21 protein-coding genes are annotated in these 22,335 nt (G+C 46.3%); 8 read left to right on the top strand and 13 right to left on the bottom strand.

Annotation, left to right across the window (positions count from 1 at the left end):
- Positions 1-53: 53 nt before the first annotated feature.
- Positions 54-572, bottom strand: a complete 519-nt coding sequence (locus BFP72_RS17090) for a TlpA disulfide reductase family protein (RefSeq protein ID WP_099600295.1) — start codon at positions 570-572, stop codon at positions 54-56.
- Between the two features lie 146 nt (positions 573-718).
- Here BFP72_RS17090 and BFP72_RS17085 point away from each other — a divergent pair, with 146 nt between their 5' ends.
- The 5 genes from BFP72_RS17085 (at position 719) to BFP72_RS17065 (ending at position 6,521) form a co-directional block, all read left to right on the top strand.
- Positions 719-1,609, top strand: coding sequence for a hypothetical protein (locus tag BFP72_RS17085; protein ID WP_099600294.1), 891 nt, complete (start codon positions 719-721; stop codon positions 1,607-1,609).
- A gap of 91 nt (positions 1,610-1,700) precedes the next feature.
- Positions 1,701-2,228, top strand: a complete 528-nt coding sequence (locus BFP72_RS17080; protein WP_099600293.1) for an RNA polymerase sigma factor — start codon at positions 1,701-1,703, stop codon at positions 2,226-2,228.
- A 47-nt stretch (positions 2,229-2,275) separates the two neighbouring features.
- Positions 2,276-3,184, top strand: coding sequence for a FecR family protein (locus BFP72_RS17075; RefSeq protein WP_143520114.1), 909 nt, complete (start codon positions 2,276-2,278; stop codon positions 3,182-3,184).
- Positions 3,185-3,190: 6 nt separating this feature from the next.
- Positions 3,191-5,785: a TonB-dependent siderophore receptor gene (locus tag BFP72_RS17070; protein ID WP_099600291.1), complete on the top strand. Its 2,595-nt coding sequence runs from the start codon at positions 3,191-3,193 to the stop codon at positions 5,783-5,785.
- 103 nt (positions 5,786-5,888) lie between these two features.
- Complete coding sequence (locus tag BFP72_RS17065; RefSeq protein ID WP_143520113.1) at positions 5,889-6,521, top strand: hypothetical protein; 633 nt, start codon at positions 5,889-5,891, stop codon at positions 6,519-6,521.
- 1 nt (position 6,522) lies between these two features.
- On the opposite strand, the gene BFP72_RS17060 is transcribed toward BFP72_RS17065, so the two are convergent.
- The 4 genes from BFP72_RS17060 to BFP72_RS17045 form a co-directional block, all read right to left on the bottom strand.
- On the bottom strand, positions 6,523-7,491 hold the full coding sequence (locus tag BFP72_RS17060; protein ID WP_099600289.1) for a succinylglutamate desuccinylase/aspartoacylase family protein: 969 nt from the start codon (positions 7,489-7,491) through the stop codon (positions 6,523-6,525).
- Positions 7,491-8,393 (bottom strand): 30S ribosomal protein S6--L-glutamate ligase, encoded by a 903-nt coding sequence (gene rimK / locus BFP72_RS17055; protein ID WP_099600288.1) that lies wholly within the window; start codon positions 8,391-8,393, stop codon positions 7,491-7,493. Before rimK ends, BFP72_RS17060 begins: the two co-directional genes overlap by 1 nt.
- Positions 8,390-8,827 carry a RimK/LysX family protein gene (locus BFP72_RS17050; protein WP_099600832.1) on the bottom strand — a complete coding sequence of 146 codons (438 nt, stop codon included), beginning with the start codon at positions 8,825-8,827 and terminating at the stop codon, positions 8,390-8,392. The genes rimK and BFP72_RS17050 overlap by 4 nt, the downstream gene beginning before the upstream one ends.
- Positions 8,828-9,079: 252 nt before the next feature.
- The gene (locus BFP72_RS17045) at positions 9,080-10,315 is read right to left on the bottom strand and encodes a DEAD/DEAH box helicase (RefSeq protein ID WP_099600287.1); all 1,236 of its coding nucleotides are present in this window, start codon (positions 10,313-10,315) and stop codon (positions 9,080-9,082) included.
- A gap of 241 nt (positions 10,316-10,556) precedes the next feature.
- Between BFP72_RS17045 and BFP72_RS17040 the strand changes: the two genes are divergently transcribed.
- Both BFP72_RS17040 and BFP72_RS17035 read left to right on the top strand, forming a co-directional pair.
- A complete protein-coding gene (locus BFP72_RS17040; RefSeq protein ID WP_099600286.1) occupies positions 10,557-11,030 on the top strand; it encodes a hypothetical protein in 474 nt (157 codons plus the stop codon).
- A gap of 97 nt (positions 11,031-11,127) precedes the next feature.
- Entirely contained in the window at positions 11,128-12,519 is a 1,392-nt protein-coding gene (locus BFP72_RS17035) for a sodium/proline symporter (RefSeq protein WP_099600285.1), read from the top strand.
- A gap of 42 nt (positions 12,520-12,561) precedes the next feature.
- Here the strand turns inward: BFP72_RS17035 and BFP72_RS17030 are convergent, their stop codons facing one another.
- From BFP72_RS17030 to BFP72_RS17005, 6 genes are all read right to left on the bottom strand, one after another.
- Positions 12,562-13,179: a MarC family protein gene (locus BFP72_RS17030; protein WP_099600284.1), complete on the bottom strand. Its 618-nt coding sequence runs from the start codon at positions 13,177-13,179 to the stop codon at positions 12,562-12,564.
- 105 nt (positions 13,180-13,284) lie between these two features.
- Positions 13,285-14,154 carry an ectoine hydroxylase gene (gene thpD / locus BFP72_RS17025; RefSeq protein WP_099600831.1) on the bottom strand — a complete coding sequence of 290 codons (870 nt, stop codon included), beginning with the start codon at positions 14,152-14,154 and terminating at the stop codon, positions 13,285-13,287.
- 156 nt (positions 14,155-14,310) lie between these two features.
- Positions 14,311-14,712, bottom strand: a complete 402-nt coding sequence (locus tag BFP72_RS17020; protein WP_099600283.1) for an ectoine synthase — start codon at positions 14,710-14,712, stop codon at positions 14,311-14,313.
- Complete coding sequence (ectB, locus tag BFP72_RS17015; RefSeq protein WP_099600282.1) at positions 14,709-15,974, bottom strand: diaminobutyrate--2-oxoglutarate transaminase; 1,266 nt, start codon at positions 15,972-15,974, stop codon at positions 14,709-14,711. The genes BFP72_RS17020 and ectB overlap by 4 nt, the downstream gene beginning before the upstream one ends.
- Positions 15,975-15,981: 7 nt before the next feature.
- Entirely contained in the window at positions 15,982-16,467 is a 486-nt protein-coding gene (gene ectA / locus BFP72_RS17010; protein ID WP_099600281.1) for a diaminobutyrate acetyltransferase, read from the bottom strand.
- Complete coding sequence (locus BFP72_RS17005; protein ID WP_158233449.1) at positions 16,464-16,988, bottom strand: MarR family winged helix-turn-helix transcriptional regulator; 525 nt, start codon at positions 16,986-16,988, stop codon at positions 16,464-16,466. The genes ectA and BFP72_RS17005 overlap by 4 nt, the downstream gene beginning before the upstream one ends.
- Positions 16,989-17,548: 560 nt before the next feature.
- On the opposite strand from BFP72_RS17005, the gene BFP72_RS16995 reads away from it, so the two are divergent.
- Complete coding sequence (locus BFP72_RS16995) at positions 17,549-20,122, top strand: ATP-binding protein (protein ID WP_099600278.1); 2,574 nt, start codon at positions 17,549-17,551, stop codon at positions 20,120-20,122.
- On the opposite strand, the gene BFP72_RS16990 is transcribed toward BFP72_RS16995, so the two are convergent.
- Complete coding sequence (locus BFP72_RS16990; RefSeq protein ID WP_099600277.1) at positions 20,097-21,482, bottom strand: sigma-54 dependent transcriptional regulator; 1,386 nt, start codon at positions 21,480-21,482, stop codon at positions 20,097-20,099. The two genes, BFP72_RS16995 and BFP72_RS16990, sit on opposite strands and share 26 nt — an antisense overlap.
- Before the next feature lie 185 nt (positions 21,483-21,667).
- A complete protein-coding gene (locus BFP72_RS16985) occupies positions 21,668-22,009 on the bottom strand; it encodes a hypothetical protein (RefSeq protein WP_143520112.1) in 342 nt (113 codons plus the stop codon).
- Positions 22,010-22,335 lie beyond the last annotated feature (326 nt).

Below are 22,335 nucleotides of genomic sequence, written 5' to 3'. Positions count from 1 at the left end.
AAAAGTTTTCAAAACTAGGGGAGACATATGGTTAGAATCAAGAGGGCATATGTTTAGCGGAGAGCGTTTCGCAGTGTTTGGGATTTGGCTTTGACCTCTTTGGGCAGGATGATTTGGCCTTGCCCGTCTAGGACAAGGTAGCGTGGGACCCAGTCCAGTACGATGTAGTTGGACAGAGGAGTGTTCCACCCTGAGGTCGTTCGGTAGTGCTCGCCTGGTATTTTGTACTTCTTGATGGCTGTTTTCCATTTGTTGTCCTCTTTGTCTACAGACAAAAATATGTACTGCACACCGTGGTCTTCGGTATCCTGCATGAGCTGTCGTAGGTCCGGAAGGCTGACGATACAGTCACGACACCAAGAAGCCCATAGATCGAGAACGATTTTTTGACCAGTATGTGCGGCGAGTACTTGGCCAAGAGTTGTTTGTTGATCGTCAAATGAGATCAGTGCCATCGTCAGCACACTATCTGGCATAGTACTGCCCATGAGGTAGGACGGTGCGGGTTTGTTTTGGGCCTTACCCAAAAAAGGAAACGTAAGAATGACGAGGAATATGGAGAGAATCTTCATAAAATAAATAGAATGTTCGAGACACTGGGTTTAGTCCCGAGAGTTGCCAGAGTTAGAAATTGACCTTCACAGTATGAATTATCTTGCATACGCAGTAAAATTGGTTTTTACTTTTCGATTTGCAAACCCTTTGACCTCCTAAATGTATGAAATACCTGTTGATGACCGTTCTTCTCAGCTTGTCGATAGCGACAGCAGTGTTAGGTCAGTACCGTACTGTCCAAGCGTCAGACTATGCGTTGCTCAAGACCGAAAACCAGAGGGCATTGTTGATCTTGTTTCCTGGATATGGCGGGAGTAGTGAGACGATCAAGAGGGAGTTGGATATTGTGGAGAAAGCAACCAGTCTTGGGGTGTCTGTTTTGTTGATGAGTTTTAATCAGCATCTCTATTTGAAGCCCAAAGACCAAGAGTACTTGGCACAGAAGCTGCTTGAAGTGGTAGAGGAAAATCATCTCAAGAAAGACCGTGTGGTGATTGGTGGGTTTTCAAGTGGAGGCAATGTGAGTTTGCTCCTGTCGAATTACTTGATCAAGAGTCACCACGATGTACAGCCCCAAAAAGTCTTTGTGGTAGATGCTCCTGTAGATCTGCGGGCTCTTTACTTGGTGGCAGAGAAGAATGTCGAACGCAATTTTTCGGAGGCATCGGTCCAAGAGGGACGCTGGTTGATGAATCTATTGAATGCGGAGTTGGGTGACCCAGAGGAGGGGATCGAACAGTACGAGCGTTTCTCTCCATATACTGCCGAAACCAATGATATCCATAATGTCGCCTCATTGCGCAAAACACAAGTGCGGTTCTATACCGAACCGGACATCGAATGGTGGCGTGAAAACCGGAAAAATGAGCCTGAGGATCTCAATGCTTACTCGATCAAACAACTGGCTGATCGGATGATGGCGGAGAGCAAACGTGCAAATGTAGAGCTGATCACCACTGAAAACGCTGGCTTCCGAGCGAATGGAGAAAGGCATCCACATGCTTGGTCGATTGTAGAAGTTGATGAGTTGCTCTCTTGGGTATTGAAGCAGTAGATGGGAGCGAGGGATACTTTCCCCTCAAATACCGACTGGAAGACATGTAGCTTGTATATCTTTGGAGTTTGTATATTGACTAGCATGGGCTATGAGAGAAAAAACTGTTTGTGAGGAGCAAAGCTTTTTGCAAATACACCGGGAGCATGCCGTATCGTTGCGGAATTTTCTCTACTATCGTTTTGGTAGTATGGAGAAGGCCAAGGATTGCGCGCAAGAGGCTTACCTTCGGCTTTGGGAAAACTGCAGTAAGGTCACCTTTGACAAGGCGAAGAGCTACCTCTTCACTGTCGGCAATCGCTTGTTTCTGGATGCCGCTGCTCACCAAAAAGTGGCATTGAAGTTTGAAAAGCGCGAGAGCCGTAGCGAGAAGCAGTACGAAAGTAACCCTGAGTACCTCTACCGTGGAGAGGAGTTCCAAAGCCAGCTCGAAGAGCTTGTTTCGAGTTTGCCAGACAAACAGCGAACGGTATTCTTGATGAGTCGTATCGACAAGCTACCCAATCAGGCCATCGCAGATACGCTAGATATATCTATCAAAACCGTAGAAAAGCACCTTTCGTCGTCTCTCAAAAAACTCAAAGAGCAGATGGACGAATTAAATAATTTTAAAATATAGTAGGGTATTGACCTAGCTAAGCGTTGTATATCCAGAGAAGAGACAGCATGTCAACGAACCATCCACATATCGAAGAACTACTCCACCTATGGATCCAAGGAGATCTGTCGGACGAAGAGTTCCAAGCCAAAATCGGAGCACGTGATTTCGCCAAATATCAGCAGATCCTCCAGGAAGTAGACCGATGGACGCCCGCGGTAGACGAGGAAACATTTGACCCGAGAGAGATTATAAGTCCTAAACCTATCGCCAAAAGCAGGAGGCTTTGGCCTATTGTGTCTGTCGCTGCTTCTGTGGCTTTGCTCATAGGAGCATTGTACTTGCTGATGCCGAAGGGGACGAGTTATCATACAGGTTATGGAGAGAAAAGGAACATTTCCTTGCCAGACGGTTCGCAGGTAGTGTTGGCCTCTCATTCTACCTTGAGTTGGGCAGATGAGAATTGGACTGAAGACTCGCGGCGAGTCCAGTTGGTAGGCAAGGCTTTTTTTGATGTCGAACCGGGGAGTCCATTTTCGGTATGGACTAGTGAGGGGTATGTAGAAGTGCTCGGGACGGAGTTTGACGTACAGAGCTATTCACTGGGTATGCAGGTGGTTTGCTATGAGGGCCAAGTCCGTGCCACCCATGGAGAGGCCGACAGTAAGATAATCTCCGCAGGGGAGTCGAGCCTCTGGGTCGATGGAGAGTGGGAAGAGACCAAAGAAGTGACGGATGACAAGCCGGTATGGATCAACGGTAACCCGGCATTTCGCAATACGCCATTGCGACTGGTGATCCAGGAGATGGAGGCTTTGTTTGGGATCAAGATAGTGGTGGGAGAGGTAGATTTGAACCGTAGGTTTACAGGATCAATTCCACAAGATAGTTTGGCGGTGAGCCTAAAAATAGTATTTGACACCATGGGTATCAAATACAGTCAGAAAGGCCAAGAGGTCTTTTTGTCGAAAGACTGATAAGACATGAGGAGGAAATTTTGGGGATGCCTACCGATGTTGCTGTTGACATGGAGCGCTATCGCGCAAAATACGACAGAAACCTTGGAGGTGGTTTTGGAGCGTTATGAGCAAGAGCAGGGAATTAAATTTTCGTATGATGCGGAGCTAGTAGTTGAGCTGACAGGAGAATTTGATTATCAACCAGATGTTAGGGACTTTGTTTTGGAAGCAGAAGTGTCACTTCCGGTGCAGTTTGATGAGGTTTCTGAAGGCTATTATGTAATCAAGACGGCAGAAAGACACTATGAACTAACGGCGTGGGACTCTCTGGGTCAAGAGATGATTGTCCCCACAGATATCATGGTGCTCATCAATGGCGATCCGATCACCTTGGAATACTCGTCCAAGTATGTGGGTTTTGACTATCGACCCAATCTCAGAGACAGTGTGTTGATATACGCCCTGGGTTATGGAAGGAAGTCTGTGTCGGTAGGACGTCTGCTACGAGAAACCTCACTCAATATCTCGCTGACCTATGTGGAGATGCAACTCAAGGGCATCACCATCCAAGAGTATCTGACACAGGGTATAGCTCTCAATGCCTCGAATCAGAGCGTTTCGATTGATACCGAGGATTTGCCTCTATTGCCGGGAGAGACTGATGGAGATATCTTCGCGTCTATCGCCGCTTTGCCAGGCGTGACTTCACCGGACGGACGAGCGGGTAATCTTTTCATACGGGGCAGCCATACAGATCAGTCATTGATTCTCTTTGACGATATTCCGATCTATCACAGAGGACACTATTATGGAACGATCTCTCCCTACAACCCCAAGGTGGTTTCTAATGTGGAGGTCTATCGTAGTGGTTTTCATCCTCGATTGGGTGACCGAGTTGGTGGGGCAGTGGTTATCTCTTCGGATGAGGAGGTCGACGAGCAGGTGCAGGGGGGTGTAGGAGCCAACACGATGTACCTCATGGGGTTTGCCAAAGTACCACTGGCTGAGGACAAGGTGAGCTTGTCCATCGGGGCGAGACGGTCGTATCCGAGTAGTTTTCAGTCCCCCAAGTTGAATGCAATCTCCGAATCAGTGTTTTCAGGTACTGGAGTAGAAGGCCCCAATGGCAACATCATCTCCAAGATTGATTTGCTGTTTGAAGATTACCACGCCAAAGTCATCTATGCGCCCAACGCAAAACAGCACTTGTCGCTCTCATCAATTTATACTGAGACGGATGTGAAGTACAACGGGGATGTGAACCAAAAGAATTCGCCGTACAATGATCAAAATAGATTCAGAAACCTTGGCTTTAATCTACAGTGGCAAAGTGTCTTTTCTAAAAATTGGCAATCGAATTTCTCAACCACTCTATCGGCGTATGATTTTGGGTATGTGTCGCAGACGGGTCCAGATAGTGAGTCTGTGGCATACAACAATTTGAAGGATTTCAATGTCCGTGAGGAAGTCGTCCGGTCATTTGGGAGGTCATCACTGGTGCTAGGTGCAGATTACAAATGGCAAAAAGTAGAAATTGAGTATGCGGACACGTTGTTTCAGCAGCCGGTGTTTTACGAAGAGGAAACGAAGCAATTGGCATATACATTGGCACCTTATATCAACTTGGAGTGGAACCAATGGGAGAAGTGGAATATTCAATTGGGTGTAAGGGGGAGCTATTATAGTTTGATGGAGAGTTTTCAGTTGGATCCACGTGTGTTTGTCAACTATAGGGTGATGAGTCCCCTGACACTCAAAGCCTCGGCGGGTAGATATCATCAGTATTTGAGTCAGGTGAAGTATCTTGAATTTGGGGGCGGAGGATTTGACAATGAGCTTTGGACTCTTGCGGATGGTGAGAATGGACATATTATATTGGGTACTCAGGCGACTTTGGGTTTTATGCTCGAAGAGGGTGCCTGGATTCTGGATGTGGAAGCCTTTCACAAGGGGGTCGATGGTTTTTCGATCTACGAAGGACGCCGGTATTCGCCCACGGCGGAGACATTGCGAGCCAAGCAGACGATCGATGGGGTAGATGTGTTGCTCAAGCGACAGCTGGGGGCCAAGGCAAGTGTTTGGGCCTCCTATACTTATAGCCAGTCCGATATAGTTTTTGACTCGGCAAGACAACGGTCCTATCCTGCCAAATATGTACAGCCCCACGTCTTTTATTTTGGAGGGGCCTACTATCATGAGCGGTGGAAAGTATCGATGGCCTATAAGTGGGCGACAGGATTGGTAGCCAAGTCGCTCGATATGGTTTATGCTGAGGGTGTGTTTCTTCAAGGTCCAGCTCCTGGTCAAGCAGGACGTCCAGCGCGAGGACCTCGCCCTGATGGTCAACAAGGAGGTACACCTCCTCCTCGTCCTCCCAATCCGTTTGCAGAAGTAGGCGGGCGATACCCCAACATGCATAGCCTTGATTTGTCTGTTTCGTACCGTATACCTCCCAGTGAGACGCATGATTGGAGTATGAGTTTTGGTCTGTCAATCATCAATGTATTCAATCAAGTCAACTTGATCGACCGTGTATATCGTGGAAATCCTACACCAGCATTTTTGGATCGCGATGCGATTGGTTTTGCTCCCAACCTGATGGTCTTGGTGGAATGGTAGTCTCGCCATCTTATGGAGTTGTAAAAACTTGATTTATTTAGGTGCTGAGGGTAGGGTATACTGTGCTGTTCTCGTTTCATCAGTAGAGAAAAATGATGAAATAATGAAAACCAAATGTTTAATTTCCCTAGTGCTAATTTTTTGTTTGAGCTCTGCTTCGATTGCCAATGAAGCGCGTTTGACTACTTATTATCTGCGAGAGCATGGCAACAGTTGGGTGCTCAAAACTCAACTGGAAAAGAAAAATCTAGATCGTGCACTGCAAAAACACAAGCCTCATAGAGATTTGGATGAACTGGAAGAAGAAGAGTATCGTATGCTTGTTTCCAATTATGCATACGATCATTTCGCCTTGTTGCACAAAGATGGCAAGAGGGCGTTGCTGAGCCGTTGCAAGGTGGATGTGATAGATGACCATGTACAGCTTGATCTATCGATACACGAAGTGGAGGGTGAGTTGGAAGAAATGATCATCTCTCTTTCATTTCTGAAAGAAATTCCAAATAATCAAAATTTATTGGTGTTTCCGGACGATGCACAGATGGGCCGCTTTGTACTCAATGAGAGCAACCAGTATACGGTGGTTCCAGGGTTATCCCTGCACTCTGGTTTGAGTTTTGCAGGAGTGGATTTGATGACGATAGTTTACACTTTGATCATTGGAGGAGTGGCGATTTTTTTGATCAGTTTTGGGCTCAATATCTACGAGCGTCGTGTGATCAGAGGATCGTACTGAATCACATCGGTGGAGTTTCTGCCTTGATCACACCGATATGCATCACGGCATCTCCTTGGTGCAGGATCGGATTGTTGTTGAGACCAATTACATACCCCGTGGCCCCCGAGCGTACTGGGATGGTAAATTCGCCAAAGGGATCTGAGATATAGCCAACGACTTGGTTTTTTTTGACTTTTTGCCCGCTCTTGATTTCGGAGAGGAATAGCCCAGAGGCTTTGGCACGTATCCATGACGAAGATTTGATCAATATACTAGGGTGTTCGATGGGAGCCGTGTGATCAGTCATACCCATATGGTGCAAAAAACGTGTAGCACCCTGAATGCCTTGATTGATGGCATACTCGTCAAATCGAGCCGATTCGCCTCCTTCATAGACGAGGATTTTTTTGCCCAACTTGGCGGCTGCCCAACGCAGCGATTTGGGTCTGAATGGAGAGTGCAAACTAAAAGGGGCAGCAAAAACACCCGCCAACTTGGCATTGTCTGGGTCGGTCATGACGCACCGTAGCTGAGGGAAGTTGGTACGGTCAGCTCCTCCCGTATGAAAATCTAGCCCATAGTCGATCTTGGGTACAATCTCTTTCATGAGATAATAAGCTACTCGGGCAGCCAAGGAGCCATTTTTGTTACCAGGAAAGGAACGGTTGACGTCCTTGCCGTCTGGTACGTATCTCGAAAAATGAATAAAGCCAAAAATGTTGATGATTGGAATGCAAATTGTTGTTCCCTTTTTGGGAATGTGGAGATTACGTTCGATAATTCGACGTACGATTTCTATGCCGTTGATTTCATCACCATGTAGTCCCCCCATCAGCAAGATGGTCGGTCCGGGTTCTAGTGCTCTAGAGACCGTGATGGTGATTTGGATAGGAGTGTGTGAAGGAAGCCGTGCGATGTTGACGGTGATTCTTTTGGATTCACCAGGCTTCACTTCCGTATGGTCGATCAACAGGGCCTTGCTTTTCATTAGGCGCTAACTTTCTTTTTCACGGTTTTCTTTTTCGATTTTTCGATATACTCTATGATTTTTCCAGCGATATCTACTCCTGTTGCTTGTTCTATTCCTTCTAGTCCTGGGGAGGAATTCACCTCTAGGACGAGGGGTCCTTTTTTGGATTGTAGCATGTCGACTCCTGCCACAGCGAGCCCCATGCTTTTGGCTGCTTTGAGAGCTGTAGATTTTTCGGCACGGCTTAGCTTGATGACATTGGCTTCTCCTCCACGGTGCAGGTTGGAACGAAACTCTCCTTCTTTGCCCTGACGCTTCATCGCTCCGACGACTTCTCCATTGACGATGAAGGCACGGATGTCCGCTCCGCCCGCTTCTTCGATGAATTCTTGCAGGATGACACGGGTTTTGAGGCTTTCGAATGCCTCGATGACTGAGGTGGCGGCCTTGTTGGTCTCTGCGAGTACGACGCCCAGGCCTTGTGTTCCTTCGAGAAGTTTGATCACTACAGGAGCTTGCCCGATATGCTTGAGTACTTTATTTTCTTTTTTGTTGAAATTGGTAAAGGCAGTCTTGGGCATACCTACTCCTGAGCTGGAGAGGATCTGTAAACTGCGGAGCTTGTCTCTAGAGCGGGTGATGGCGATCGAATCTACTACACTGAATACCTTCATCATCTCGAATTGTCTGACTACAGCAGTACCATAAAAGGTCACTGAAGCACCAATTCGCGGGATGATCGCGTCTATGTCGTTGAGGACTTTTCCTTCGTAGTACACGGAGGGTCCCTTTTCGTCCATGATGATGTCACACTTCATATGATCGAGTACGAGTGCTTGGTGTCCCCGCTCCGAAATCGCCTCTACGAGTCGTTTGGTGGAATAGAGATTTGGGTTTCGGGACAATACCGCAATTTTCATGATATGTTGTTTTTTTTCTGAAAAGATAAATTTTTTAATTTGACGTCCACTAGGAACTTGCCGGAGAGAAATTTTCTACCAAGCAGTATCGGGTTTTTCATGTTGCTGCGGTCTGTGAGCGAAAATTCAATGACTTTCACTTTGCCGAAGAGTACCATGGTGGTTTTGATTGTATAGCGATGCTCGAGCTCACCGTTGGAGCTTTTGACACGTTTTTGGTTGAACTTGGTTGTGTAGTAGACCTGTCCTTCATACTCCGGATGATCAGGGTCCAATATTTTGAAAGCCAAAGTCTCCACTCCATCGCGGAGGACTATTTTGGTGCTGTGACAGTGGAGAGCTGAGCCATAGGCGCCCGTGTCTACTTTCACATCGATATCGTACAATTGAAACTCAGGTAGGTCTATTTTATCCTTTCGCCCAATGGTTATCATTTCGTAGTTATTATAATAAATGATCAAGGTCACCTTTCTGTTTTGGAAAACAAAAAATGTGCGCTACTAAATTAGAAGAAATTTGGGTCTGACAAGCGGTTATTGTAGGATCTATGGAAACTTTAGTTAGCGAGGGGTGAAAATTGATTTGTTGTGAGTGAGCAAGAAGGGAGGTATAAAAAAAGCTCTCGATTAGTCGGTCTAACATGACCAAACAATCGAGAGCTTTGCTTGCGGATGGACCAGAGGGCCTTACCTGTTACTTCTTCGTCTAAATGGGTTTTTATTGCTGCGTTTTTGTCCGCCACCACCACCACGAGAGTGCGGTTTCTTTTCGGTTTTTGGTGGAGCCGTCTCAGTAGGCTCAAACCCTTCGACGATGTCAGTAGGGAGTTTTTGTCCCAACAGTTTTTCTATCCCCTCGAAATATTCGAGTTCGTCGACACTGACTAGCGAGATAGCTTCGCCATTGGCACCTGCTCTACCTGTACGGCCTATACGGTGTACGTAGTCTTCGGGTACATTGGGTAGCTCAAAGTTGATCACATGCGGCAGCAATGGAATATCTAGTCCTCGGGCTGCTATGTCTGTCGCTACGAGCACACGGATGCTCCCATTTTTGAAGCCGGCGAGCGCTTTGGTACGGGCGCCTTGGCTCTTGTTGCCGTGGATTGCTGCCGAGCTGATACCTTTTTTGACCAATTGTTCGCTGAGGCGATTCGCTTTGTGCTTGGTACGGGTGAATATAAGTACTTGGTTCCAGTCTCCTTCTTCTATGAGTTTGATCGTGAGTGCTGGTTTCTGTCCTTTGTCTACCTTGTATGCTCTTTGGATGACTTTTTCGGCCGTCGTATTTTCTGGAGTAGCTTCTACTGCTATGGGGTTGTGAAGGATGCCGCCGGCTAGTCGTTTGATTTCTTTGGAGAAAGTCGCCGAAAACATCAGGTTTTGTCTACGGGAGGGTAAGAGCTGAATGATCTTGTTGATGTCACGAGAGAAGCCCATATCCAACATGCGGTCTGCTTCGTCTAGGACAAAAATTTCGATTTTACTTAGTGTAAACACCTTTTGATTGTACAAATCCAGTAGTCTACCAGGAGTCGCGACGAGTACGTCCACGCCCCTGCGGAGGGTCTTGATTTGTGGGTTGGCATTGACTCCTCCAAAAATCACTGTAGACCGTAGGTCTGTAAACTGGCTGTATTCCTTGACGTTTTCATAGACTTGTGCTGCGAGTTCGCGAGTCGGTGTGAGTATCAAGGCTCGTACAGGCCTGTTTTTGGGCTGCTCACCTTGATTGAGGATCTGCAGTAGTGGTAGTGTGAATCCAGCAGTTTTGCCAGTTCCGGTCTGTGCTGAAGCCAGCACGTCGTTGCGCTCCAATATTTGAGGAATTGCTTTTTCCTGAATAGGAGATGGGGTTGTATACCCTTTTTTGATGATAGCGTCTAAGATGCTATCGGATAATCCTAATGATTCGAATGACATATATATCGTTAATGAAATGACGACCGTATGACAAGCATCATTTCCGTAAAAGGATGCAAAGGTAGGGTTAATTGCCATCAGATGATCTGCATTCTGTGTTTATCTTTGGTTTGTGGCTATAATGGGCGGTAGAGCGAGACTAGGCGAGGTGGAGAGGGCTTGGGTACGCTTGAGGATCGTTGGGACATAGAGGGTGTTTCAGACAAAATGCGGCTAAATTGCGTGTTCAAAATCAGAATCTATGAAAGCCGCTAGTGTCAAAGAACTCAAAGATGCCCTCAAAGAGAAGTCAGAAATGGAGCTGATGGAGCTGTGTCTACAGCTCTCCCGTTTCAAGAAGGAAAACAAGGAGTTGCTGACTTACCTGCTCTATGAATCACATGATGAGGATAGCTATATACACGGTGTCAAACAAGAAATGGACGAATTGTTTGGTGACATCAATCGCCACAGTTTTTATTATGTCAACAAGAGTGCACGGAAAATCTTGCGTTTGACAAAGAAGTATATTCGTTATTCTAAGAAGAAAGAAACGGAAGTGGAGTTGCTTATATACTACTGTCAGTCGCTGATTGACTTGGACCCGCCACTCCAGCGCAACGCTACACTACATAACATCTACCAGCGACAAATGACGGCAATTCGTAAAACCGTGGGGGGATTGCACGAAGACCTGCAGTATGACTACACGATGATCATGGACCAAATGGCCTAACGGCTCGAACAAGGTATCCTTGCTGCGTTGATGGGTATTTCACAAGCCCACCTGTTTTCGCTAAATTGCTGGTAAATAGTTTAATATTAAAATATCTATGATTGTAGTTTTTGCGCTTTTATTGCTCTTTTTTGCCGGGATCGGCGTCTCTTCTTCTCTTCTCAAACAAAAAACCACGAAAGACTATTTGCTCGCGGGACAGGATGTGCAACCTTGGTTGGTTGCTCTATCTGCTGTCGCTACGAACAACAGCGGGTACATGTTCATCGGGATGATTGGCTATACTTATATGACAGGTATGCAATCGATTTGGCTGATGGTGGGTTGGATTTTGGGAGATTTTGTAGGCTCGATTTTGGTTTATGGCAAGCTGAGAAGCATGAGTGAGAAGTACAATATTCTAAGTTTTGGGAGTTTGATCGCTAATCACAAGGGGAAGGTGATTCCAAGCATTCGTTTGCTGAGTGGAGTGATCAGCTTTGTGTTTTTGAGTACTTATGCTGCGGCACAGTTTAGCGCAGGGGGCAAAGCTCTAGCGGTGACGCTGGAGTGGGAGCAATGGATAGGCATTGTCGCTGGTGCGTTGCTAGTGGTTCTGTATTGTTTTTCTGGAGGAATACGAGCTTCGATATGGACGGATGCAGCTCAGTCTATTGTGATGTTTGTCGCGATGGGTACGTTGCTGTGGTATGCTGTGGAGCATATGGGTGGGTGGTCAGACACCTTGGATTCTTTGCGTGAAGTAGAGGAGGGGTACATGTGTGTTTTTGCGTTGGATAAGAGTCTGTCTGCTGCACTATTGGTGGCGCTAGGTTGGTTGTTTGCTGGTTTTGGGGTGGTGGGGCAGCCTCATATCATGGTGCGCTACATGACGCTAGATAATCCGCGCAATATCAGGAAAGTACGGAGCTATTACTATGCCTGGTTCACGGGTTTTTATGCCTTGGCGATTGGTGTAGGGCTGTTGGCGCGTGTGGTCTTGCCTGGCAAAGGGAGTTTTGATCCAGAGTTGGCACTACCGATGATGTCCATGCAGCTGCTACCAGACTATCTGGTGGGAGTGATGCTTGCTGGTATTTTCGCAGCGACGATTTCTACTGCAGATTCTTTGATCATTAGTTGTACCTCTTCGATTTCCAATGATATTTTTCCGAAGTTCAAGCACAACTATACTGCGAGCAAGATTTTTACAATTGTGATTACGCTGTTTGCAGTTGGGATTTCACTCTATGGGCATTCGAGTGTGTTTGAAATTGTGATTTATGCTTGGGCCGTACTGGGGACGGTTTTTGGGCCAGTGATTACGCTACGCATGCTTGGCAAGTCTCTCAATGCACAGACGACACTGACCATGATGATTGTAGGTGGTGCGGTGACCCTGTCATGGCATTTCCTTGGTTGGGGCAGCATCGTGTATGAGATGATGCCTGGGATCATTGCGGGTTTTATGGCTTATGCCGTTGGCAAGCAAGTCTGGCCGGAGCGTTAAGCGCTATGAATGTCTAGCCTTATGTATAAGCGTAGTGGCTGTTTAAAATTTGGCCACCCAAGCACGGATACCACTCATGATCATCTCGATGGAGAATGTACCAATCAGCAGTGCGGCGACTCGTCCAATGATGTCGATGTAGCGTAGGAGCAGGGGTTCGTTTTTGGTCTTGACTGCCACGTAGATGTACTTGAGTAGAATCACTGTGGCGATACATACGATGAGGGATGTCACGATGATCGCGATGGCTATGGGGTAGTCAAGGCGCTGTCCGACGATGATACTGGCACTGATGGTGCCTGGACCGACCATGATAGGCATGACGATTCCTCCCTGGACGTATTGTGGTGCGCCACGGAGCTTTTTGATGGCTTTGTTGCCGTTGAAAACGTATTGTATTCCTGTGATCAAAAAGACAATCCCTCCGAATATTTGGAAGGAGGCAAAATCCGCCTTGAACAGGGTATCAAAAATTTCATTGCCTAGGATTGCAAAAGTGATGTAGCAGCACCCGCTGATGAGTCCAGCGCGGATTAGGACGATCGAGAAGGTTTTTGCGTCAAGCTCTTCGACCAGATCAATCAAATAAACGATCAGGAGAAAGGGGTTGAGCATGAAGAGCATCAAACCAAGGGAGTCGTAGAAGGCGTCGTTGAACATGGCAATGAAATTTGTATGTGGCTAAGGTAAAAAGAAAAAAAGGTCATGATACCCATGTTGGTGAGTATCATAAACCTTTTTTATGGAACTGATATAACGTCTTGTTTATCTGTGCGCGATGAAATCTGGTCGGGGCTTGGTTCCCCCAAAGGGCTCTTCGAGCTTGTTGGATTCGGCGTTGAAGACGAAAAAGATATTGCGGCGTGGCAGTGGGGTGATGTTGCCATTGGAGCCATGCATCGTGTTGCAATCGAATAGGATCACTGACCCTGGAGGGCATTCTGCTACGAGGATTCCGTTTTCGTCATAGTATCGCTGGAGGCTTTCTTGGTCGGGTACCCCATACTCTTGCTTGCGAAGCGAATCTTTGTAGTGGTCGTCAGGTGTCTGACCGACACAGGTGACGAATTTTTTGTGGGAGCCAGGCATGAGCATCAGCGAACCGTTGTAACTTTTGTTTTCGGTCATGGTGATCAGGCAGCTGATGGCGCGCATACGCGGCATGCCATCTTCTACGTGCCAGGTTTCAAAGTCCGAGTGCCAGTAAAATTCTTTGCCTTTGAATCCAGGCTTGGCATTGATGCGTGCTTGATGGATGTAGGTTTTGTCATCCAGGAGGTAGTCGACCTTGGCGCGGATACGGGGATCATTGGTCAGGGCTTCATATTTGTCACTAAACTTGTGCGCAGCAAAGATCGAGCGGACGATTTGGCTGTCTGGTTCCTTGATGAATTCTTCTTTGGCAGACAGGATTGGGTCGCTACCTAGGCGTTCGAACTCTTCGTTGAACTCGTCTATTTCTGATTGGGAAAACACCTTGTCAATGATCAAAAAGCCATCTCGGTCGAAGCTTTCGATTTGTTCTTGGGTGAGAACATCAGTTGGCTTGCCTTGGGCATAGACGACCGGGTCTTGTCGATCGATCCATTGGGCGGTTGGTTCTGTTCTTGATGGATACAAGTCTTCTATTACCATAGTTTTATTTTTTTCTTGCCCGACATCTGGTCGGGGTATTCGGTGATGCATCCGCAGTACGGCAACTAGGTGCAGAATATCTGGAGACCTGATCTTATGGTCAGGTCTCCAGCGTACTTGGATTGTCTATTGCTGTTTTTAGAATTGTACTCGGGGTCAGACACTGAGAGTGTCTTCTTCGACGAGCGAATAACTGCCGTCTGGGTTGTGTTTTTCCTGTCCTGTGACAGGAGGGTTGAATACACACATGACGGTCATTTCGGTGATGCCCTCGAGAATATGCTTGTCATTTTCGTTGAGAGCGTACATTGTGCCAGGTTGGATATCCCATGATTCGCCTGTAGCGAGTGCTGTGATTTTCCCTTGTCCTTTGACACAAAATACGGCTTCCAAGTGATTTTTGTAATGCATTTTCAGTTGGGCCCCTTTTGAGATGATGGTCTCGTGAAACGAAAAGCCCATCTGATCTTTCTTCAAAAGGTATCTTCTACTGGTCCACCCTTCTGATACGACTTCATTGCCGGAGGCGACCACTTCTTCACGTGTTCTTACGATCATGCTAGCACTCCTTCCGTTATACTTTCGACTGCTTCTTCGAAGATCTTAACTCCTTCGTTGAGGTAGTTGTGGTGAATATTCAGAGGAGGGAGGAATTTGATGATGTTGCCTCCAGAGCCACAAGTCTCGATGATGAGTCCGTTGGCGAATGCCGCACTAGTGACTGCACTGGCTGTCTCCGGGTCGAAGAACTCAAGTGCCACGATGAGCCCCTTGCCTCTTACCTCTTTGATCACGTCGGTGTGTTGTGCTTGGATCTCGTTCAAGATTCTGAACAGCTTGGCAGATTTCTCCATGATTTCCATTTCGAATTCGTCATTCTTCCAATATTTGATGATGGCTTCTGCTGCTGTCACAAACGCGAGGTTGTTGCCTCGGAAAGTACCGGTATGTTGGCCTGGTTCCCATTCGTCCAATTCTGGCTTGATCAAGAGCAGAGACATAGGCATACCGTACCCACTCAATGACTTGGAAAGCGTCACCATGTCAGGGTAAATCCCGGCTTCTTCAAAGCTAAAAAACTTGCCTGTACGTCCACAGCCTACTTGGATGTCATCGATGATCATCAGGATCCCGTGTTTTTCGGTAATCTTTCGGAGTTTTCTCAACCATTCGTTGGGAGCCACATTGACGCCTCCTTCTCCTTGGATCGTCTCTAGAATGATCGCTGCAGGTTTGTCGATACCGCTACCATTGTCGCTGAGGACCTGGTCGAGGTAGTCAGCACTGTCAAATCCACTTTCGACATAGCCGTAGTATGGGAGGAAAGTTGTGAATTGGTTCAATTCATTTTCGAGCCCTTTGCGGTAATGTGCATTGGCCGTCAATCTCAAAGCACCTTTGCTGTGGCCATGGTAGGCATTGGTAAAAGTGATGATGTTGTTTCGTCCAGTGACGATCTGTGCGAGTTTGATGGCCGCTTCTACCGTATTGGTGCCTGTGGGGCCTGTGAACTGCATTTTGTACTTGAGCTCACGTGGGTCTAGAATGTATTTGTTGAATACCTGGATGAAGTGCTCCTTGGCGGTAGTAGCTAAATCCAGCCCGTGTGTGATGCCGTTTTTGTCGATATAATCCATCAATTTCATTTTGAAGAAGGGGTTGTTGTGCCCATAGTTGAGCGCCCCAGCTCCAGCGAGGAAATCGATGTATTGCTTGTGGTCATCGTCATGGACGATGGCACCATTAGCGGTCGTAAATGTCGTAGGAAAGCTTCTGCTATATCCTCTTACTTTCGATTCGTGTTTTCTAATCTGTTCCATTATGTGTTTAATAGTTCAAAATTCCAATGTTATATAAGTATTCAGACTGATGGCTATCGTAGAAGTCCTGTGCGTCGATGTACAAAGTCTTGTGCATTTCGGCTTGATAGGACTTGGCTATAGAGGCAAACAAGGCGCGAGAGCCTTGATTGTCATCTGAGATAGTCGCTTGCAGGTATTTTATCTTTTCCTTTTGATTTTCTAGGATGAAGTGAAGCATCTTTTTGGCCATACCCTGTTTTTGAATTTGAGGGTCGGTACATATTTGCCAAACGAAGAGAGTGTCGCCTTCGCCCTGACGGGGAAGGCATGATGCAAATCCTAGTATGCCAGTGTGATCTGGCGAGGTGACGATCGCGCATTGGTCTCGGTAGAGATCTGCTAACATAAAGTAGCAGTACTCTGAGTTGAGATCTAAATTGCCCGTTCGTTTAATGAGTTTCCATATTTCTTTTCCATCTGTAATTTGAGGTTTCCCAATTTTTAAATTCATGAATGTTTCGGCTTGAACTCGCCGTCTTGATTGATAGTGATTTCTGGTTCACCTACCACATTTTCACCACTTGCCAAGATAGGACTGGAGTCCACATCTTCTGCTTCGATCGCTGTGATCAACAGCCCTAGCGAGTCGAGGATTTTTTTACGTTCTTCGGGTGAAAGATCTGATAAGTTGTTTTCCAGTTTTTTATGCAAAAACATCGGAGAGTTAGAAAGTATTTCTTCTCCCATCTTAGTCATTTCAATTTTGATGATTCGCCGGTCCTTGTCGGAGCGTACGCGCTCTACCATTAGTCTGGTTTCGAGTTGGTCGATGATGTTGGTGAGCATGCTTGGCGAGAGGTTCAGCATCTTGCCCAGATCAGAAATCGATCGCGGACCGTACTCACTCAAGTAGTTTAGACAGGTCAATTGCGACGAATTGAGCCCGATTTGCTCCTTGAGTCTATTGGAGTAGATGTCCACTGCGCGTATGATTTTTCTGATGCTGGCGATAATTTCTTGTTCTATTTTCACTGTATTTGTATGGTGTATGATTCACTTCGTAAAATAGTACACCGCTGAATCTTATGCAAAAGTAAAAAATCTACTTCATTTAAAAACCTTTTAGTGGTGAAATATTAATTAATGAAAATTATTGTGTTGATTGAATCTTTCAAATCCAAGAGATAGGCGAGATAGCCATGATTTGGCACAAATTTTTTTTTCTGAGTTTTGCGTGTTTTTGCGAGTAAAAACAGGAATTGTTGATGAAATGGTTAGGCTTTATAGCAACCGTGATACATACAGGTCAACATCACTATACAGTAAACCAGGACTCGATGCAGTAGAACAAAAACATGTAGACCAAGGAGCTTACTCCAATGCACAGGTTTGCTTCACCGCTTCGCATAGCGAGTAGAAGTGGACCTTTTTGATGCCGTGACGTACATTGGGTATACAGCCAAAATTGGGCAAAGTAGGTTGTATTCAAATGATTGGAAATAGCCCAAGTGGAGATTTCTTGAATAAACTTGTGGAGTGTGAGGAGCAAAATCATAATTTGCGTTGAAGTTCACTAAACTGGCGAGTAACCTATGGAGCATAGCAATCGAACCGATACTCAGACCAAGCGCAAAGTATGGGTCTTATTTTTAATCACGGGAGTGATCACGGGGTGTATCTGCTTTGCCAGCTACGAGAGTTTTGTGGGACTGACACAGTCGATCGATCAGTTGAGTCAGCCAGACGATCGTGTCGAGTTGATTAATGAGACGTTTCAGGAGATCGTGGAGGCAGAAAACAACATTCAATCCTATATACTCAGCGGTGACCCAAACATGGAGAAGCAATACTTGCTACATAGCAAGTATGCCAAATATAAAATACATCGGCTAAAAAACAGACTCAGGGAAGACAGTGTGCAATATGCTCGTGTGGATTCATTGGAAACGTTGTTTGAGACCAAGTTGCTAAACCTAGAGGCCTTTCTCAAAATCAAAAACAGAAGACAGCAAGCTGTTTTTACCGGCGAAGCATTGGATGAAATCCAGAGGCAGCTGAATGATTCGACGGTCACAGAGCAGCAGCTGCTGCGTCAGGAGATTTTTGAGGGGGAGTTTGTTCCGACGGAGCGTCAGCAGGTGCAAGTAGTGGAGGATGATTATCGTGGGGTCAAAGGGTTTTTTCGAAAAATGCTCGGTGGGGACAACTCATACCTCGATACTGTCATGGTCCATGGCGAGGAACTCCAAATGTCCAAGGTCATTCGGATAGACACCAGTGTGGTACGGGGAGCCAATGCCGACACGACTTTGAGAGAAGTAAAGACTATTCTCACCGAGGTGCTCAAGAAGGAGAAAAGAATAAAGCGGCAGATGTCTGCCCAGGAGTTGGCCATGCTGCGTCAAGACATGGCCTTCATTGCCAACATTCGGTCGATCATTTTTGCTTTGAAGCAAAAAGAAAAGCAAGAATCCAAGGTGAGCAATGAGCTAGCTACACAAAAGGCCGCTCGTTCTACGATGTTCATTATTTCGATTGGTTTTGTGGGGCTGCTTATGAGTGGAGCTTTTTTGTTTTTGATTCTCAAAGACATTACTGGGGCCTATTTTTATAGGGCTCAGCTAGAAAAGGAAAAAATCCGTGCGGAAAAATTGGCACAAGCCAAAGAGGACTTTCTTTCCAATATGAGTCACGAAATCCGGACCCCTTTGCAGAGTATCAAGGGCTTTGCAGAGCTTATCGGACAGACCTCTATGACCGATAAGCAAGCCAAGTTTTTGCGGGCCATTCGCTATTCGAATGACTACCTGTCTGAGCTCATCAATGATGTGCTCGATCAGGCCAAAATAGAGTCTGGTATGCTTGAGTTTGAGGAGGAGCCCTTTGATATGTGCGGACTCATCGACGAACTCGAAACGGTCTATGGCAAAGCTTGTGAGGCCAAGGGGATTTCGCTCTATGCCGATATCTCAGGCCTGGGTGATTGGTACTTGCTCGGCGACTCAGTCAAACTCAAACAAGTCTTGATTAATCTGCTGAGCAATGCCATCAAGTTTACCAAAGAGGGGCATGTCCGTCTGCAAGTACTGGCAGAGCAAACGGGTGAAACAATGGCACTGACCATGACGGTGACAGATACGGGCACGGGTATTTCTGATGAAATGCAACCGGTCATTTTTGACCAGTTTACCCAAGAGGTCAATACCGAATCCAAAAATTACCGAGGCACTGGGCTTGGGCTTTCGATCGCCAAGAGTTTGGTAGAGGCCATGGGAGGTGAGATTAGCTTGACGAGCGAATTGGGTAAAGGGTCGGTTTTTGAGGTGCGTTTGAAATTGCCATTTGTTGAGGGGGGCGAGGAGGAAAACGATGATATGATGAAAGTGCCCGTAGGAGTCAAGTTTGCCGTGAGAGTCATGGTGGTAGAGGATGACGACTGGAATGGTACCTTGCTGCGTGAAGTACTGTTGCAACATGTCGATGAGGTACAGGTTTTTCAAGACGCTGAGTTGGCTTTGGCTTATTTTGATGAGTATCCAACCTCGATGGATTTGGTGTTTTCGGACATCAAAATGGTAGGTATGGATGGAGTGGAGTTTTTGAGAGAAATCCGAAAGCGAAACATTCATATCCCTGTGATCGCCTTGACGGCACATGTCCAGACCGATAAGTTGACGGAGCTCAAATCGGAGGGGTTTGACGAGGTGTATAGCAAACCATATGAGACGAAGGATATCCAGCAGATACTTATGGGGTATTTTGTGCCAGTGGATCAAGAGCAGGTATCAGAAACGGTGACGAGTATTTCTGGTGAGGGAGTGTTTGATTTTTCGGTGATTCGTCGTTTTGCTGGAGACGATGAGGAGACTTTTCACCGCCTGCTGTCGTCACTGCTAGCAAACAACCAGCGGCAATTGGCTGAATATGAAGCATATCTCAACGCGCAAGATACGCATCAGCTCGGGGAGCTTTGCCACCAAATGAAGACGACTTATGATAATCTCGGACTATCGTCCATTAGTGAATCATTGGCGAGTATTGAACTCCACGAGCAGTTAGGCCAGACCGATCGTATTGTGTCTACAGCTACAGATCTACTGCCTGATTTGTATAGTGTGTTCGAAAATCTAAAGAAGGATCTTAAATCTCGATTTGATATTTCGTGAGTTTATTGTAGAGTGTTTTGCGATCTATATTGAGCATTTTGGCTGTTTTGCTTTTGTTGTATCTCGTTTTTTCTAAGGTTTCGATGATCAACTGTTTCTCGTTTTTTTCTTGCAGCGCTTTGAGGTCCATTTCTGGAGGCTCGGGGGTTGGAGTCACTGGGTCCTCGTGACCGTTTTGTGCAGGGATACTGGTTTCGTGAGCGAGCTCACCGGGTAGTTGTGCAGGTGTGATGAACTCACTTGTACTCAGCAATACGGCACGCTTGATTACGTTTCGGAGTTCGCGGAGATTGCCTGGCCATGAGTACTTGGTGACGATGGCTTCTGCAGCTGCATCTAGACCGGAGACCTCACGGTCTAGTTCATCACATGCTTGACGCAAAAATAAATCGATGTATTCTCCCAGATCTTCTTTGCGTTCACGCAGGGCTGGGATTTTCAATTCGAATTCGTTGAGTCGGTGATAGAGATCTGCTCTGAATTCTGTTTGGCTGCCTGTCACTGCGATGTTTTCGTTGGTGGCCGCTATGATGCGTACATCCACTTCTATTTCTTTTTCACTCCCGACGAGACGTACTTTTCTCTCTTGGATGACACGGAGTAGCTGTACCTGTACTTCGTAGGGCAGGTTGCCGATTTCGTCTAGAAATATCGTACCCCCATTGGCGTGTTCAAAAGCCCCTTTTTTGTCTTGTGTAGCACCTGTAAACGCCCCCTTGACATGACCGAATAGTTCGCTAGCGGCGAGCTCTTTGGAGAGGACACCACAGTCTAGTGCAACGAAAGCCCCTTTGGCACGCTTGCTTTTTTCATGAATCATCTTCGCAGCATATTCTTTGCCGGTACCACTTTCTCCCAAGATGAGGACAGTCATCTTGGTAGGAGCGACCAGTTGCATGTGTTGCCAGAGGTCTTTGGACTGAGGACTCGACCCGATCACGTATGTTGGGGAATCTGTCGATGTGCCTTGAGCCTTTGTTTGTTTGGGCTTGGGTGATTTTTTGTCTTGGAGCGCTTGACCGATGGTCAGTAGCATCTCATCTGGGTTCACGGGTTTGGTGATGAACTCAAAAGCCCCGAGCTGTATCGAGGTGACCGCTGTACGTACATCAGAGTAGTTGGTGATGAGGATGACCGGCATGTCTGCACGTTCTTCCTTGATGGTTCGGATGAGTTCGAGACCATCCATACCCGGTAGCTTGAAGTCCGTCAGGACCAAATCGATGACTTGGCTTTTGAAAGCCGATAGCGCGGACTGTGCCGAAAAGGCTTGCTCTACTTCGTGGTTTTGCCTGCGCAAATAGGAAGACAACATTTCGTTGAATGAAGGGTCATCGTCTACAACTAGGATTTTGGCCATATAATAAGGGTATGCAAGTGTTTCTCGTCCAAATATAGAAAATTGCCGTTGTTCGTTTGTCAAAATTTGGAGATATGCTATCCTACGTACAAAACGTAAGCAAGGATATAGACGTAAAAAAAAGGAGCCGACGCATCGGCTCCTTTCACAAAAGGGGAATAATATACTAATTAAATGAGAGCAGTTTAACTCAAAGCAGTCTTGTTGACATAGTTTCCTTGATCATCAAACTGGATAGCCCATTTGACATCTTGGATTGTCACAACGAATTCGTACAAGACTTCGTCAGTAGCTTCTACTTGATAGACCTCTTCTACTTGTGCGGTTTGGATGTTGGTATCTTCCAGACCTTCTTGTACCTCGACAGGTACTTCTTCCATCGCGATGGCTTTTTTGTTGGTTTGTTCGGTTTGCATTTCTGTATCCTGATCAGCAGGAGTGACTTGCTCAGGAGTTTGAGCAAAAGCAGCACCAGCTACAGCGAAAGACAACATCAATGAGGCGAATAAATTTCTTACAATTTTCATGATTATAAATGTTTAAAGTGAATTTTAAATTTGTTTGATAGCTATATATACAATCCCGTGCCAATGCATTAAAAAACTCATAAATAACTGATAATCAGATATTAGAATATTTTTTGAAGGATGTGTGTGGTCGTACAGATTGCTACGTATCGCCTCAGAGTGTGGAGTTACTTCCACGAGTTGGAGCAGGGACGATCGGTTGCCGTGACGAGTCTCGAGTGACAAGGTTTTCTTTTTTGTTGTCTCTAGATTGGAGTTTCGCGCGATAGCCACGGATAACTACGTATATGTCTTGTTCCCCTCTGTCAAAGTGTTAAATTTGGTCA

Source organism: Reichenbachiella sp. 5M10, assembly GCF_002742335.1.
Classification (GTDB): domain Bacteria; phylum Bacteroidota; class Bacteroidia; order Cytophagales; family Cyclobacteriaceae; genus Reichenbachiella.
This window is presented reverse-complemented; position numbering and strand designations above follow the sequence as displayed.

Coding starts and splice junctions, on each gene's coding strand:
- BFP72_RS17090 (WP_099600295.1), bottom strand. CDS start 572: ATGAAGATTCTCTCCATATTCCTCGTCATTCTTACGTTTCCTTTTTTG.
- BFP72_RS17085 (WP_099600294.1), top strand. CDS start 719: ATGAAATACCTGTTGATGACCGTTCTTCTCAGCTTGTCGATAGCGACA.
- BFP72_RS17080 (WP_099600293.1), top strand. CDS start 1,701: ATGAGAGAAAAAACTGTTTGTGAGGAGCAAAGCTTTTTGCAAATACAC.
- BFP72_RS17075 (WP_143520114.1), top strand. CDS start 2,276: ATGTCAACGAACCATCCACATATCGAAGAACTACTCCACCTATGGATC.
- BFP72_RS17070 (WP_099600291.1), top strand. CDS start 3,191: ATGAGGAGGAAATTTTGGGGATGCCTACCGATGTTGCTGTTGACATGG.
- BFP72_RS17065 (WP_143520113.1), top strand. CDS start 5,889: ATGAAAACCAAATGTTTAATTTCCCTAGTGCTAATTTTTTGTTTGAGC.
- BFP72_RS17060 (WP_099600289.1), bottom strand. CDS start 7,491: ATGAAAAGCAAGGCCCTGTTGATCGACCATACGGAAGTGAAGCCTGGT.
- rimK (WP_099600288.1), bottom strand. CDS start 8,393: ATGAAAATTGCGGTATTGTCCCGAAACCCAAATCTCTATTCCACCAAA.
- BFP72_RS17050 (WP_099600832.1), bottom strand. CDS start 8,827: ATGATAACCATTGGGCGAAAGGATAAAATAGACCTACCTGAGTTTCAA.
- BFP72_RS17045 (WP_099600287.1), bottom strand. CDS start 10,315: ATGTCATTCGAATCATTAGGATTATCCGATAGCATCTTAGACGCTATC.
- BFP72_RS17040 (WP_099600286.1), top strand. CDS start 10,557: ATGAAAGCCGCTAGTGTCAAAGAACTCAAAGATGCCCTCAAAGAGAAG.
- BFP72_RS17035 (WP_099600285.1), top strand. CDS start 11,128: ATGATTGTAGTTTTTGCGCTTTTATTGCTCTTTTTTGCCGGGATCGGC.
- BFP72_RS17030 (WP_099600284.1), bottom strand. CDS start 13,179: ATGTTCAACGACGCCTTCTACGACTCCCTTGGTTTGATGCTCTTCATG.
- thpD (WP_099600831.1), bottom strand. CDS start 14,154: ATGGTAATAGAAGACTTGTATCCATCAAGAACAGAACCAACCGCCCAA.
- BFP72_RS17020 (WP_099600283.1), bottom strand. CDS start 14,712: ATGATCGTAAGAACACGTGAAGAAGTGGTCGCCTCCGGCAATGAAGTC.
- ectB (WP_099600282.1), bottom strand. CDS start 15,974: ATGGAACAGATTAGAAAACACGAATCGAAAGTAAGAGGATATAGCAGA.
- ectA (WP_099600281.1), bottom strand. CDS start 16,467: ATGAATTTAAAAATTGGGAAACCTCAAATTACAGATGGAAAAGAAATA.
- BFP72_RS16995 (WP_099600278.1), top strand. CDS start 17,549: ATGGAGCATAGCAATCGAACCGATACTCAGACCAAGCGCAAAGTATGG.
- BFP72_RS16990 (WP_099600277.1), bottom strand. CDS start 21,482: ATGGCCAAAATCCTAGTTGTAGACGATGACCCTTCATTCAACGAAATG.
- BFP72_RS16985 (WP_143520112.1), bottom strand. CDS start 22,009: ATGAAAATTGTAAGAAATTTATTCGCCTCATTGATGTTGTCTTTCGCT.